The sequence below is a fragment of the Pseudomonas phytophila genome (assembly GCF_025643095.1).
Classification (GTDB): Bacteria; Pseudomonadota; Gammaproteobacteria; order Pseudomonadales; family Pseudomonadaceae; genus Aquipseudomonas; species Aquipseudomonas quasicaspiana.
Window position 1 is genome coordinate 6,132,000 of the sequence record NZ_CP081201.1, and the last position, 14,388, is coordinate 6,146,387.

A 14,388-nucleotide genomic window follows, 5' to 3' on the forward strand; every position below is an offset into this window, starting at 1 on the left:
AATATTTTTATTGCAGTTGATCCCGCGTCCTGCGCGGGCTCGCGACCTAACTGACGGACGGTCTGTCAGTCTTTCTGCTCATCCCTTCTTTATCTTTCCGATTCCGAACTATCCTTAGCCTCAGGCCATCCGTAATCAGGGGAGAGCCGGTACACCGGCGCGTGGGTCATCGGTAGCTACTTTTATGGTGTTTGGGGGGTAAACGGCATCCGGATTCTCGGCTGCTGCCAACATCGACTGACGATCCGCCGCCGGCTCTACGTATCGAGCGAGGTGACGTCATGAGTATTTTTAGCCACTTCCAACAACGCTTTGAATCGACACGGCAGGAGGAGCTCTCCTTACAGGAGTATCTAGAGCTCTGTAAGCAGGATCGCAGCGCTTATGCGTCAGCGGCAGAAAGACTGTTGCTTGCTATCGGCGAGCCGGAGCTGGTTGATACCTCGACCAACTCCCGGCTCTCGAGGATCTTTTCCAATAAGGTCATCCGCCGCTACCCGGCCTTTGCTGACTTCCATGGGATGGAAGAATGCATCGACCAGATCGTCTCGTACTTCCGCCATGCCGCTCAGGGCCTGGAAGAGAAGAAACAGATCCTTTACCTGCTCGGCCCGGTGGGTGGCGGTAAGTCATCGCTGGCTGAAAAACTCAAACAACTGATCGAAAAAGTCCCGTTCTACGCGATCAAGGGCTCGCCGGTTTTCGAATCTCCGCTCGGTTTGTTCAACGCAACCGAAGACGGTGCGATTCTCGAAGAAGACTTCGGTATCCCGCGTCGCTATCTGAGCACCATCATGTCGCCCTGGGCGACCAAACGTCTGGCTGAGTTCGGGGGCGACATCAGCCAGTTCAAAGTGGTCAAACTCTATCCATCGATTCTCAACCAGATCGCGGTGGCCAAAACCGAGCCGGGCGACGAGAACAACCAGGACATTTCTGCACTGGTGGGTAAGGTCGATATCCGCAAACTCGAGGAATACCCACAGAACGATGCCGACGCCTACAGCTATTCTGGCGCGCTGTGCCGGGCCAACCAGGGCCTGATGGAATTCGTCGAAATGTTCAAGGCACCGATCAAGGTGCTGCACCCACTGCTTACCGCTACCCAGGAAGGTAACTACAACAGTACCGAAGGTCTGGGCGCGATTCCGTTCACCGGTATTCTGCTGGCCCACTCCAACGAATCGGAATGGCACAGCTTCCGCAATAACAAGAACAACGAAGCGTTTATCGACCGGATCTACATCGTCAAAGTGCCGTACTGCCTGCGCGTGAGCGATGAGATCAAGATTTACGACAAGCTTCTGTTCAATAGCTCATTGTCCAAGGCCCATTGCGCGCCAGACACCCTGAAAATGCTCGCGCAGTTCACCACCCTGTCGCGCTTGAAAGAGCCGGATAACTCCAACATCTACTCCAAGATGCGCGTGTATGACGGCGAAAACCTCAAGGATACCGATCCAAAGGCCAAGTCGATTCAGGAGTACCGCGACGGCGCAGGCGTCGATGAAGGCATGAATGGCCTGTCCACACGTTTTGCGTTCAAGATTCTTTCCAAGGTGTTCAACTTCGATCCACACGAAATCGCAGCCAACCCGGTGCATTTGTTGTACGTGCTGGAGCAGCAGATCGAGCAGGAGCAATTCCAGGCTGAAACCCGCGAGCGCTATCTACGGTTCATCAAGGAATACCTGGCACCGCGCTACATCGAGTTCATCGGCAAGGAAATACAGACCGCGTATCTGGAGTCCTACAGCGAATATGGACAAAACATCTTTGACCGCTACGTGCTGTACGCGGACTTCTGGATTCAGGATCAGGAATACCGCGACCCGGAAACCGGAGAAATCCTCAACCGCGTGGCCCTGAACGAAGAACTGGAAAAGATCGAGAAACCGGCCGGCATCAGTAATCCGAAGGATTTCCGTAACGAAATCGTCAACTTCGTATTGCGGGCCCGCGCTAACAACAACGGCAAAAACCCGACCTGGCTCAGCTACGAGAAACTGCGCGTGGTGATCGAGAAGAAAATGTTCTCCAACACCGAGGACCTCCTTCCCGTCATCAGCTTCAACGCAAAAGCCAGCAAAGAGGATCAACAGAAACACAACGACTTTGTTACCAGGATGGTCGAGCGGGGCTATACCGACAAACAGGTACGGCTTCTTTCCGAATGGTACCTACGGGTCCGGAAGTCGCAGTAAGGCAGCTGCAAGCGTCCAGCTACAAGCTGCAAGAATGAAGCACGTGAAATCTGATAGCCGGGTAATTGCTTCTACTTGCAGCTTGCAGCTCACAACTTGAAGCTCCCCGGAGGGGCCTATGAGCTATGTGATCGACCGACGTCTCAATGGCAAGAACAAGAGCACGGTAAACCGCCAGCGGTTTTTGCGGCGTTACCGTGATCACATCAAGAAAGCAGTCGAAGAAGCCGTCAGCCGCCGCTCCATCACTGATATGGAACATGGCGAACAAATCAGCATTCCCGGTCGCGACATCGACGAACCGGTGCTCCATCACGGTCGTGGCGGCAAGCAGACCGTAGTTCATCCGGGTAACAAGGAATTCACCTCGGGTGAGCACATCGCCCGCCCACAAGGCGGTGGCGGAGGCAAAGGGCCAGGCAAAGCCAGTAATTCCGGCGAAGGCATGGATGAGTTTGTCTTTCAGATTACTCAGGAAGAGTTTCTGGAGTTCATGTTCGAAGACCTTGAACTGCCCAACCTGGTCAAACGCAACCTGACCGGCACCGACACCTTCAAAACCGTCCGCGCCGGGATCAGCAACGAGGGCAACCCCTCGCGCATCAATATCATCCGCACCCTGCGTTCCGCTCACGCACGTCGCATTGCACTGTCCGGGAGCAGTCGCGCCAAACTCAGAGAAACCATCACTGAGCTGGATCGTCTGAAGCGCGAAGAACCCGACAACTTTGGCGATATTCAGGAGCTGGAGTCTGAAGTTGATCGCCTGAAGGCCCGGATTCGCCGGGTACCGTATCTCGATACCTTCGACCTCAAATACAACCTGCTGGTCAAACAACCAAACCCAAGCTCCAAAGCGGTCATGTTCTGCCTGATGGACGTTTCCGGCTCCATGACCCAGGCCACCAAAGATATCGCCAAGCGCTTCTTTATCCTGTTGTACCTGTTCCTCAAGCGTAATTACGACAAGATTGAAGTGGTCTTCATCCGCCACCACACCAGCGCCCGGGAAGTCGACGAGGAAGAATTTTTCTATTCGCGGGAAACCGGCGGCACCATCGTTTCCAGCGCACTCAAGCTGATGCAGGAAATCATGGCTGAGCGCTATCCCACCAACGAATGGAATATCTACGCGGCTCAAGCGTCGGACGGCGACAACTGGAACGACGACTCGCCTATTTGTCGCGACATCCTGATCAAGCAGATCATGCCGTTTGTGCAGTACTACACGTACGTGGAGATTACTCCACGTGAACATCAGGCCTTGTGGTTCGAATACGAACGTATCGGTGAAGCATTTGCCGACACGTTTGCCCAGCAGCAGCTGGTCTCTGCCGGTGATATCTATCCGGTATTCCGTGAACTCTTCCAGCGCAGGTTAGTGACATGACCGCTAGAGAGCAGAAGCGCCAACCCTTGTCCACGGGTTCCGAGTGGACGTTTGAACTCATTCAGGCCTACGACCGCGAGATCAGCCGTATCGCGGAACGCTATGCGCTGGATACCTATCCCAACCAGATTGAAGTCATCACGGCCGAGCAGATGATGGATGCCTATGCCTCAGTGGGTATGCCCTTGGGCTATCACCACTGGTCCTACGGCAAACACTTCCTGAGCACGGAGAAATCCTACACACGTGGCCAGATGGGTCTGGCCTATGAAATCGTCATCAACTCTGATCCTTGTATCGCTTACCTGATGGAAGAGAACACCATCTGCATGCAGGCACTGGTAGTGGCCCACGCCTGCTACGGGCACAACAGCTTTTTCAAGGGGAACTACCTGTTCCGAACCTGGACCGACGCCAGCTCGATCATTGATTACCTGGTGTTTGCCAAGCAGTACATCATGCAATGCGAAGAGCGCCATGGGATCGATGCCGTCGAGGACTTGCTCGACTCCTGCCATGCACTCATGAACTATGGCGTGGACCGCTATAAACGCCCTTACCCAATCTCGGCCGAAGAAGAACGCCGCCGACAGAAAGACCGGGAAGAGCATCTTCAGAAACAGATCAATGATCTGTGGCGCACTATCCCTAAAAACGCCGACAAAAACAGCAAAGAGGACAACGCTCGTTTCCCCGCAGAACCGCAGGAAAACATCCTCTACTTCATCGAAAAACATGCACCTCTGCTGGAACCATGGCAGCGTGAAATCGTACGTATCGTGCGCAAGATTGCGCAGTACTTCTATCCGCAGCGCCAGACTCAGGTGATGAACGAAGGCTGGGCGACGTTCTGGCACTACACGCTGATGAACGACCTGTATGACGAGGGCCTGGTCACCGACGGCTTCATGATGGAGTTCCTGACCTCGCACACCAGCGTCATCTATCAACCTGGTTTCGACAGCCCTTATTACAGCGGCATCAACCCCTACACGCTGGGTTTCGCCATGTATCGCGATATACGCCGCATGTGTGAAGAGCCTACCGAGGAAGATTACCGCTGGTTCCCCGAACTTGCTGGCACGGATTGGCTGACTGCCGTGAAGTTTGCCATGAGCAGCTTCAAGGACGAGAGCTTCATCCTTCAGTACCTGTCACCCAAAGTGATCCGGGATCTGAAACTGTTCAGCATCATGGACGACGATCAGAAAGACGATCTGGTGGTGCCAGCCATTCACGATGAGCCTGGTTACCGGATCATCCGCGAAACGCTGGCGGCGCAGTACAACCTGGGCAATCGTGAGCCCAACGTGCAGATCTACAGCATCGATCGCCGCGGCGACCGCTCATTGACGCTTCGCCATCAGCAGCACGACCGTAAACCACTGTCTGAATCCACCGACGAGGTGCTTAAGCACCTGCATCGGCTCTGGGGGTTTGATATCCACCTGGAAACGCTGCAAGGCGACCAAGTCATGAAAACTCATCACGTCCCTCCAAAGAGCGAGCATGCCGACAGTGAATATCCCCGGCTTGATATGGCGGTAGTACACCTCTAGAACGCCTGCTTAATGGGATTGCTCAGCGAGGTATTTGTTTGGCACCCTATGACTATTGATTAGGTTTTACCTCCGCAAGAGCGACACAGGGTTTATCCTGTCGCGCTTACGGAGGTTTTTTATGCAGATCTATAAAGTCGGTGGCGCGGTGCGCGACCGTCTGCTGGGCAAACCGGTTACCGATGTGGATTGGGTAGTGGTCGGCGCGACTACCGATGAAATGCTGATCAAGGGCTATCGTCCGGTGGGTATCGACTTTCCGGTTTTTCTTCACCCACTGACGGGCGAGGAATATGCCTTGGCCCGTACCGAACGCAAAAGTGGACGCGGATACGGCGGCTTCGTGTTTCACGCCAGCCCTGACGTTACCCTCGAAGATGACTTGATCCGTCGCGACCTGACCATCAACGCCATCGCCGAAGATAAAGAGGGCAATCTGACCGACCCTTACGGCGGCCAGCGTGACTTAGAGGCCCGCGTTTTACGCCACGTTTCCCCTGCGTTCGCCGAAGATCCACTGCGAGTCTTGCGTGTAGCCCGCTTTGCCGCACGCTACGCGCCGGAAGGTTTCAGCATCGCTCCTGAAACGCTGGAACTGATGCGTCAACTCAGCGAATCAGGCGAACTTGATGCGCTGACCCCGGAACGCAGCTGGAAGGAAATTTCCCGCGCGCTCATGGAAAAACAGCCACAAGTATTTATTCGGGTGTTGCGTGACTGCGGCGCTCTGAAGGAGCTTTTGCCAGAAGTTGACGCGCTGTTCGGCATCCCTCAGCCTGCCGCCCATCATCCGGAAATAGACACCGGTGAGCATGTGCTGAGCGTTCTGCAACAGGCTACCATTCACCAGCAACCGCTGAGCGTGCGTTGGGCCTGCTTGCTTCACGACAGGGCGTCCTTCGACGCCCGCGCCGTCACCGCCAGCGCAGCGTTCGCCCCGCTATCGCCACGCCTGCCGACCCGCGCGGCCAATGCCTGCCCGCGCCACGGAAGGCCAGAAACGGCGCCGTTTCGTACCGGATATCCGCTACCGCCCGGTAGAGATCGTCTCCGCCGCCGAACCTTGCTGGCGCGAAGTTCATCGCCACCGTCCAGCGCCGAAGACCCATCATCGCCCTGGTAGGCCGACGTGCCCATGGTGGTCGACAGCACGGTCTTCGACGGCGCGCTATCGCCCGCGCCCATTACCCGCACGCCAGCGCGACCAGTTTTTCCGGGAACGCCATCCCTTCTGAGCGTCACCATGGCGCGTCCAGCACAAAGAAGCAAGAAGCGCCTGCCGAGCGCTCCGATGCCACGTCTCTGCAAAGCAAGCAGCACCTTCCTCCAGCAGCCCAACTGGATGATTTTCCTGGGAGGACTCCACTGCGGAGCAAGAATCCTGGATGGGCAAACAGTACCCACTGTCTGTCTGATCACATCTGTCTCAGCTCCTGCTGTGGCCCCAGAACCGCCGAAGGAGGCTTCTGAAATTGGCGGAGCCGGCCGACGGACACCCTCTCTGTGTCGCGGCCGGCCACGCGCGCAAGAATAGGCAGAGAGCGCTCCGTCCACGTCCGCGCTCTCTCATCCCTCTGCCTGCTGCCTCCCTTTTCCAAGGGTGCTCCGGCTGCCTGCCCCGTCATTCAACTGAGGAGCCAATTTCAGCAGAGTTCAAAGCCAGAAGCCCTGACAGGTCTTCAGCCCAGGAAGAGGGCACAATGAGGACAAGACGGATCCGCGGTCCAAGACACGCCAGCACACAGCGGCTGCTGAGATCCGCACAGCGGGATCGGCTCAGTTCAACACAACGCACTGACTGCTGTGCAGCTGCTGATAAGAGGCCCAGGAAGCCCTCCCTGATCCGGATGCAGAATGTCGCCATTTGTCGCACAGCCCCAAGCAGCCAGTCCCATCAACGTGCGGTCAAACCCAGCCATGATGGGGCTGCCTGTCCTGTCCCCACTCCATTGCTGGACTCTCCGTCCGGAGAATGTTCATGTCTTCCTGGGATGAAGTCACCCCCCCCCCCCCCCCCCCCCCCCCCCCCCCCCCCCCCCCCCCCCCCCCCCCCCCCCCCCCCCCCCCCCCCCCCCCCCCCCCCCCCAAGTTTTGTCTCCAAACTTTCTTTTTTTTTTTTTTTTTTTTTTTTTTTTTTTTTTTTTTTTTTTTTTTTTTTTTTTTTTTGCGCGCCCACACCAGCAGCAGCTGCAACCGCGCCGGGCTTGGTCAGTTTCAAGTGCAGCCAGGGAATCTGGAACTCACTCATAAGCACTTCCGCCAATCGTTCGGCAAAGGTCTCCACCAACTGGAACTGCGCCTTGTCGGCAAAATCCAGAATGCGAGTGGAGACGCTGGCGTAGTCGAGTGCCTTGCTCAGGTCATCACCAGCAGCGGCTGGTCGATTATCCCAGGCAAAACTCAGGTCCAGGCGCAGACACTGGCGAATGCCCCGCTCCCAGTCGTAAGCACCGATAACGGTATCGACTTCCAGACCTTCAATGAAAACTCTGTCCAAACACCACTCTCCACTGCACGACAAGGGCGCGATGCGCCGTTAGAATCAGGGCTTCCCAGCCCGGAATAGTTAGCATGTTTTGGTTACTGGCGATTTTCGCCTACCTGCTTGGCTCACTGTCCTTCGCCATTCTCCTGAGCCGCCTCACTGGCAGCCCGGACCCGCGCGCCAGTGGCTCTGGCAATGCGGGCGCGACCAACATGTTGCGTCTGGCCGGCAAAAAACTCGCGATCCTGACGCTGCTCGGCGACCTGTGCAAAGGCCTGCTGCCGGTACTGCTCGCCAATCTCGCCGGGATGGACCCCAAAGCACAGGCCTGGATTGGGCTCTGCGCAGTGCTGGGTCATCTGTTCCCGCTCTACTTTCGCTTCCGCGGTGGCAAAGGCGTCGCCACTGCCGCCGGTGTACTGCTGGGGCTTTATCCGCCCGCCGCCATCCTGGCAATGTGTGCGTGGGGGCTGATGCTCTATATGACCCGCACCAGCTCGATCGCGGCCCTGGTCGCTACCCCGCTGACGCTGCCATTGCTCGCCTGGCAAGAACCACGAGCGTTGCTGCCGATGACTCTGCTCACGCTGCTGATTGTCTGGCGGCACCGGGGCAATCTACGCGACCTGTTTGCCGGGCGCGAACGGCATTTTTGAATCGCCTGAATGAATCCGCCTCACGTCGCCGGTTTAAATCCTTGAACCTACAAACCTTGCAACTGCTCCATCGGCCAGCGAGCCTGAACGCTGATGCTCAGATCTTCCTTCTGCCCCGCCAATAAACGCTGGCATCCGGCAAAAGCGATCATCGCGCCGTTGTCAGTGCAAAACTCAGGGCGCGCATAGAAAACATTGCCCTTGAGCTCGCCCAGCATTTTTTCCAGAGACGCGCGCAGGGACTTGTTGGCGCTTACGCCGCCCGCAATCACCAGACGCTTCATGCCGGTCTGCTTCAGTGCCCGCTTGCATTTGATGGTCAAAGTCTCCACCACTGCCTGCTGGAAGGCCAGCGAGATGTCGCAACGAGTCTGCTCGCTGTCGTCTCCGACACTTTGGCACTGCTGCCAGGTCGTCAACGTGGAGGTTTTCAGGCCACTGAAGCTGAAGTCCAGCCCCGGGCGATCCGTCATTGGACGCGGAAAGACAAAACGCCCGGCCACACCTTTGGTCGCCAGTGCCGCAATTTCAGGTCCGCCTGGATACTGCAGGCCCATCATCTTTGCCGTTTTGTCGAACGCTTCGCCCGCAGCGTCATCCAGCGTCTCGCCCAACAACTCATACAAGCCAATGCCATCAACCCGAACCAGTTGCGTGTGCCCACCGGACACCAACAAAGCGACGAACGGAAACTCCGGAGGCTGCGCTTCCAGCATCGGGGCGAGCAGGTGGCCTTCCATGTGGTGAACACCCAGCGCCGGAATATCCCACGCGAACGCCAGCGCCTGAGCACACGATGCGCCGACCAGCAAAGCGCCTACAAGGCCCGGCCCTGCTGTGTATGCGATAGCATTGATGTCTGTAGCGACAACGCCCGCGTCGGCTATAACCTGACGAATCAAAGGCAACATGCGCTTGACGTGATCACGCGAAGCAAGCTCCGGCACCACACCGCCATAAGCACGATGCAGGTCGATTTGACTGAACAATGCGTCGGCCAGCAGCCCGCGCTCACTGTCATAGAGCGCGACGCCGGTTTCGTCGCAAGAGGTTTCTAATCCCAGTACTAGCATGGGTTTGCGCCTTGTTTAGGCTGAATTCGAAGGCGCGCATAATAGTCGCCGCCCGGTGCCCCGACCAGCGGTTTTCGATCAGAGGCTTTGCATTCCTCTCAATGAGGGGTTAACATCCGCAACCCTTAAAAACCGACGTACTTATGTGCAGTCTTTGCACGAGACGTTGACCCCGGTAATGAATGAAGGTAGCTCTGGATGCCAGCCGTCAAAGTTAAAGAGAACGAACCCTTCGACGTAGCTCTGCGTCGTTTCAAGCGCTCCTGCGAAAAAGCCGGTGTTCTGGCTGAAGTTCGTAGCCGCGAATTTTACGAGAAGCCTACTTCTGAGCGTAAGCGTAAAGCAGCAGCCGCTGTTAAGCGTCACGCCAAGAAAGTACAGCGCGAACAGCGCCGCGCCGTTCGTCTGTATTAATTTACAGACGTCTGTCGCAAGCTTCTGCAATGCCCGGCCCCAAAGCCGGGCTAGCGGCAGTTAAGGCACCGCATAAGCTACATCGAAGAAGCACACAGGTCGCACACGCGCACCTCACACTTCCTCAAAGCACGTCCCGCCTGAGATTCAGGCCACGTTGATCACGTCGTTATGACGAATGCATCAAGGTGAATGACGAGTATGCCTTGATGATCTTCGCAAGAAGCTCAGCCAAGGCAGCGTCGCCCTCGACACGCTGAGCACAACGAATCCGTAACCGGTATTCGGTTTGCTACAAACAGCAACATGCTTAAAAGCCGCCACTGCCTGATTTCTGCTGCCTGATGTTAACAGCGGGTCACGGGTAGATTGCTGGCAGCTACCATTCCAGATAATGATGAGCAGCCGCGCTCAAGTCAGGCTGTGCATGCCTTTGTGGCATTACAGAAAGACCTGCTGCAGCCGTTACATCCTGGATTCGCCACGAGCCTCATGGCGGAACGCTTGATATGAGAACGATATGGCCGGGCTGATTCCCCAAGGCTTCATTGACGACCTCCTGAACCGCACCGACATCGTCGATGTTGTCAGCTCACGTCTGCAATTGAAGAAAACCGGGAAGAACTTCAGCGCCTGCTGCCCGTTCCACAAGGAAAAGACGCCGTCTTTCAGCGTCAGCCCCGACAAGCAGTTCTACTACTGCTTTGGCTGCGGCGCAGGGGGTAACGCCCTTGGCTTCATCATGGACCACGACAATCTGGACTTCGTCCAGGCCGTCGAAGACCTGGCCAAATCAGCGGGCATGGAAGTCCCCAGAGAACAAGGCACCAAAGGGCAAAAGCCCCGCCAGCCTGTGGACTCGCCGCTCTACCCGCTGCTGACAGCCGCCGCCGAGTATTACCGCCTTGCGCTGAAGAACCATCCATCGCGCAGAGCCGCAGTGGAATATCTGAAAGGTCGCGGCCTTTCCGGCGAGATCGCCCGTGACTTCGGTCTTGGCTTTGCCCCGCCGGGCTGGGACAACCTGCACAAGCACTTGAGCAGCGATACGCTTCAACAGAAAGCCATGATTGATGCCGGCCTGTTGATCGAGAATGCCGAAACCGGCAAGCGCTATGACCGCTTCCGCGACCGGGTGATGTTTCCGATCCGCGACAGTCGCGGCCGGGTCATCGCTTTTGGCGGACGGGTACTGGGTGACGACAAGCCCAAATACCTGAACTCGCCGGAAACACCTGTATTCCATAAGGGCCAAGAGCTTTACGGCCTGTTCGAAGCACGCAAATTCAATCGCAACCTCGATGAAATCATCGTGGTCGAAGGCTACATGGACGTCATCGCTCTCGCCCAACAAGGCTTGCGCAATGCCGTTGCAACACTGGGCACCGCGACCAGCGAAGAACACTTGAAGCGGCTGTTCCGGGTTGTACCCAACGTCCTGTTCTGCTTTGACGGCGACCAGGCGGGTCGCAATGCCGCATGGCGCGCACTGGAAGCAACGCTCTCCAGCCTGCAGGACGGACGCCGCGCACGATTTTTGTTTCTGCCCGAAGGCGAAGACCCGGACACTCTGGTTCGCGCTGAAGGCACCGACGCGTTCAAGGCCCGCATTCATCAGCATGCGCAGCCGCTGGCCGACTATTTCTTCGAACAGCTGACCAAGGAAGCAGACCCACGCTCCCTTGAGGGCAAGGCCCACATGGCCACCCTCGCAGCACCGCTGATCGACAAAGTGCCCGGCGCCAACTTGCGCACGCTCATGCGTCAGCGACTGACGCAGATAACCGGCCTGAGCAACGAAAACGTCAGCCAACTGGTGCAGAACGCACCGGCGGAGGCACCCCCAAGCTACGACCCGGGCTTCGATTACGACGCGATGCCCGACTATGCTGATTACCAGCCACAGGTCGGATACGAAGCCCCTCAGCAAGAATGGACGCCGAAAAAATCCGGCGGCCAGGGCCAGAAAAAGTGGGAAAAGAAGCCGTGGGACAAAAAAGGTAAGCGTGGAGATGACGAACCACGTGCCCCGCGGACGCCGACGACCGTCGAACCACCAACGTTGACGGCATTGAGAACACTTCTGCACCACCCGGAGCTGGCCGAGAAAGTCGAAGATGCCAGCCACCTGGCGGCAGAAGATCATATTTACGCGCAGCTACTGGTCGCTTTGCTCGAAGCCTTGCAAAAAAATCCGAAGCTGCGCTCGCTGCAACTGATCGCCCGCTGGCACGGCACCGAACAAGGTCGATTGCTGCGAGCATTAGCGGAAAAGGAATGGTTGATCTCGGCCGATAACCTTGAACAACAGTTTTTCGACACTATAACTAGGTTATCCGCCCGCCAACGCGAGCGAAGCCTGGAGCAATTAATCAGGAAGGAACGCCAGTCAGGCCTGGACGCGGAGGAAAAACTTCTGCTGCTCAAGCTGTTAAATCGGAATGTTCCTGCACAAACCCCGACCTCAACTGGCGCGTGAGGTCATAGCTCGGGTATAATCCCCGGCTTGTTTTTTGCCCGCCAAGACCTTCAGTGGATAGGGTGTTATGTCCGGAAAAGCGCAACAGCAGTCTCGTATCAAAGAGTTGATCACCCTGGGTCGTGAGCAGAAGTATCTGACTTACGCAGAGGTCAACGACCACCTGCCTGAGGATATTTCAGATCCCGAGCAGGTGGAAGACATCATCCGCATGATTAACGACATGGGGATCCCGGTACACGAGAGTGCCCCGGATGCGGACGCCCTGATGCTGGCCGACGCCGATACCGATGAGGCAGCCGCAGAAGAAGCGGCCGCAGCGTTGGCAGCGGTTGAGACCGACATTGGTCGCACCACTGACCCTGTGCGCATGTATATGCGTGAAATGGGTACGGTCGAGCTTCTGACCCGCGAAGGCGAAATCGAAATCGCCAAGCGTATCGAAGAAGGCATTCGTGAAGTGATGGGCGCAATTGCGCACTTCCCAGGCACGGTTGACCACATTCTCTCCGAGTACACCCGTGTCACGACGGAAGGCGGTCGCCTGTCCGACGTGCTGAGCGGCTACATCGACCCGGATGACGGCATTGCGCCGCCAGCTGAAGTCCCGCCGCCTGTTGACCCGAAAACAGCCAAGGCTGCGGAAGGCGATGACGACGAGGAAGAGAAGGACGAGTCTTCTGACGACGAAGAAGAAGTCGAAAGCGGTCCCGATCCGATCATTGCCCAGCAGCGTTTCGGCGCGGTTTCCGATCAAATGGAAATCACCCGCAAAGCCCTGAAAAAGCACGGCCGTGACAGCAAGCAAGCGATTGCCGAGCTGGTTGCACTGGCTGAGCTGTTCATGCCGATCAAACTGGTCCCTAAACAGTTTGAAGGTCTGGTTGAACGCGTTCGTAGCGCACTTGAGCGCCTGCGTGCTCAGGAACGCGCCATCATGCAGTTGTGCGTACGTGATGCACGTATGCCGCGCGCCGATTTCCTTCGCCAGTTCCCAGGCAACGAAGTCGACGAAAGCTGGACGGATGCGCTGGCTAAAGGCAAAAGCAAATACGCTGAAGCCATTGGCCGCCTGCAGCCTGATATCCAGCGTTGCCAGCAGAAGCTGACCGCGCTGCAGACCGAAACCGGTCTGACCATTGCTGAAATCAAGGACATCAACCGTCGCATGTCGATCGGCGAGGCCAAAGCCCGTCGCGCGAAGAAAGAGATGGTTGAAGCGAACCTGCGTCTGGTGATCTCGATCGCCAAGAAGTACACCAACCGTGGCCTGCAATTCCTCGACCTGATCCAGGAAGGCAACATCGGCTTGATGAAGGCGGTGGACAAGTTCGAATACCGTCGTGGTTACAAGTTCTCGACGTACGCCACATGGTGGATCCGTCAGGCCATCACTCGCTCGATCGCCGACCAGGCACGCACCATCCGTATTCCGGTGCACATGATCGAGACGATCAACAAACTCAACCGTATTTCCCGGCAGATGTTGCAGGAAATGGGTCGCGAGCCGACCCCGGAAGAGTTGGGCGAACGCATGGAAATGCCTGAGGATAAAATCCGCAAGGTATTGAAGATCGCTAAAGAGCCGATCTCCATGGAAACACCGATCGGTGATGACGAAGATTCGCACCTGGGTGACTTCATCGAAGACTCGACCATGCAGTCGCCAATCGATGTCGCTACCGTCGAAAGCTTGAAAGAAGCAACTCGCGAAGTTCTGTCGGGCCTTACCGCCCGTGAAGCCAAGGTTCTGCGTATGCGCTTCGGTATTGATATGAATACCGACCACACGCTGGAAGAAGTGGGCAAACAGTTCGACGTGACTCGTGAGCGTATTCGTCAGATTGAGGCGAAGGCTCTGCGTAAGTTGCGCCACCCGACAAGAAGCGAGCACTTGCGCTCGTTCCTTGACGAGTAAGCGAGCAAAGCTGCACACAAAACCCCCGGCCCTGCCGGGGGTTTTGCATTATGGGTCGCAAATTTTCAACTTGGAGCGACGGTTTTCTCACTACGGCTACACTCTTCGGAGTGCCATCACGCCATCATGAGGCTGCCATGTTACAACTGTCGGCCATTATTCTGACGTACGCTCTAGGTTCTACAGCGGCTGCCGCGAACACGGAAGACC

The 14,388-nt window shown here is 56.8% G+C and carries 9 protein-coding genes and 1 pseudogene; 8 read left to right on the top strand and 2 right to left on the bottom strand.

Annotated features, from left to right (window positions below):
• Window positions 1-281 precede the first annotated feature (281 nt).
• From K3169_RS27705 to K3169_RS27720, 4 genes and pseudogenes are all read left to right on the top strand, one after another.
• Window positions 282-2,204, top strand: coding sequence for a PrkA family serine protein kinase (locus K3169_RS27705; protein WP_027899456.1), 1,923 nt, complete (start codon window positions 282-284; stop codon window positions 2,202-2,204).
• Between the two features lie 118 nt (window positions 2,205-2,322).
• Window positions 2,323-3,594 (top strand): YeaH/YhbH family protein, encoded by a 1,272-nt coding sequence (locus K3169_RS27710; protein WP_027899457.1) that lies wholly within the window; start codon window positions 2,323-2,325, stop codon window positions 3,592-3,594.
• Window positions 3,591-5,153, top strand: a complete 1,563-nt coding sequence (locus K3169_RS27715; RefSeq protein WP_099268474.1) for a SpoVR family protein — start codon at window positions 3,591-3,593, stop codon at window positions 5,151-5,153. Before K3169_RS27710 ends, K3169_RS27715 begins: the two co-directional genes overlap by 4 nt.
• A 121-nt stretch (window positions 5,154-5,274) precedes the next feature.
• Window positions 5,275-6,042: pseudogene (locus K3169_RS27720) on the top strand (multifunctional CCA addition/repair protein); the annotation flags it as partial.
• A gap of 1,005 nt (window positions 6,043-7,047) precedes the next feature.
• Here the strand turns inward: K3169_RS27720 and folB are convergent.
• Window positions 7,048-7,650, bottom strand: a complete 603-nt coding sequence (gene folB, locus K3169_RS29925) for a dihydroneopterin aldolase (RefSeq protein ID WP_411567019.1) — start codon at window positions 7,648-7,650, stop codon at window positions 7,048-7,050.
• A 74-nt stretch (window positions 7,651-7,724) separates the two neighbouring features.
• On the opposite strand from folB, the gene plsY reads away from it, so the two are divergent.
• Entirely contained in the window at window positions 7,725-8,294 is a 570-nt protein-coding gene (gene plsY / locus K3169_RS27730; protein ID WP_263269112.1) for a glycerol-3-phosphate 1-O-acyltransferase PlsY, read from the top strand.
• 47 nt (window positions 8,295-8,341) lie between these two features.
• On the opposite strand, the gene tsaD is transcribed toward plsY, so the two are convergent.
• Window positions 8,342-9,367: a tRNA (adenosine(37)-N6)-threonylcarbamoyltransferase complex transferase subunit TsaD gene (gene tsaD, locus K3169_RS27735; protein WP_263269114.1), complete on the bottom strand. Its 1,026-nt coding sequence runs from the start codon at window positions 9,365-9,367 to the stop codon at window positions 8,342-8,344.
• A gap of 198 nt (window positions 9,368-9,565) precedes the next feature.
• On the opposite strand from tsaD, the gene rpsU reads away from it, so the two are divergent.
• The 3 genes from rpsU to rpoD all read left to right on the top strand — a co-directional run bounded on the left by rpsU (window position 9,566) and on the right by rpoD (window position 14,178).
• Complete coding sequence (gene rpsU / locus K3169_RS27740; protein WP_002551877.1) at window positions 9,566-9,781, top strand: 30S ribosomal protein S21; 216 nt, start codon at window positions 9,566-9,568, stop codon at window positions 9,779-9,781.
• Window positions 9,782-10,301: 520 nt separating this feature from the next.
• Window positions 10,302-12,260 (top strand): DNA primase, encoded by a 1,959-nt coding sequence (dnaG, locus tag K3169_RS27745; RefSeq protein WP_027899463.1) that lies wholly within the window; start codon window positions 10,302-10,304, stop codon window positions 12,258-12,260.
• Window positions 12,261-12,327: 67 nt separating this feature from the next.
• Window positions 12,328-14,178, top strand: a complete 1,851-nt coding sequence (gene rpoD / locus K3169_RS27750) for an RNA polymerase sigma factor RpoD (RefSeq protein WP_027899464.1) — start codon at window positions 12,328-12,330, stop codon at window positions 14,176-14,178.
• The last annotated feature ends 210 nt before the right edge of the window (window positions 14,179-14,388 follow it).

Bases quoted from the DNA above. Each gene is read 5' to 3' on its own strand.
- rpsU (WP_002551877.1), top strand. From the start codon at position 9,566: ATGCCAGCCGTCAAAGTTAAAGAGAACGAACCCTTCGACGTAGCTCTG.
- K3169_RS27715 (WP_099268474.1), top strand. From the start codon at position 3,591: ATGACCGCTAGAGAGCAGAAGCGCCAACCCTTGTCCACGGGTTCCGAG.
- rpoD (WP_027899464.1), top strand. From the start codon at position 12,328: ATGTCCGGAAAAGCGCAACAGCAGTCTCGTATCAAAGAGTTGATCACC.
- plsY (WP_263269112.1), top strand. From the start codon at position 7,725: ATGTTTTGGTTACTGGCGATTTTCGCCTACCTGCTTGGCTCACTGTCC.
- tsaD (WP_263269114.1), bottom strand. From the start codon at position 9,367: ATGCTAGTACTGGGATTAGAAACCTCTTGCGACGAAACCGGCGTCGCG.
- K3169_RS27705 (WP_027899456.1), top strand. From the start codon at position 282: ATGAGTATTTTTAGCCACTTCCAACAACGCTTTGAATCGACACGGCAG.
- K3169_RS27710 (WP_027899457.1), top strand. From the start codon at position 2,323: ATGAGCTATGTGATCGACCGACGTCTCAATGGCAAGAACAAGAGCACG.
- dnaG (WP_027899463.1), top strand. From the start codon at position 10,302: ATGGCCGGGCTGATTCCCCAAGGCTTCATTGACGACCTCCTGAACCGC.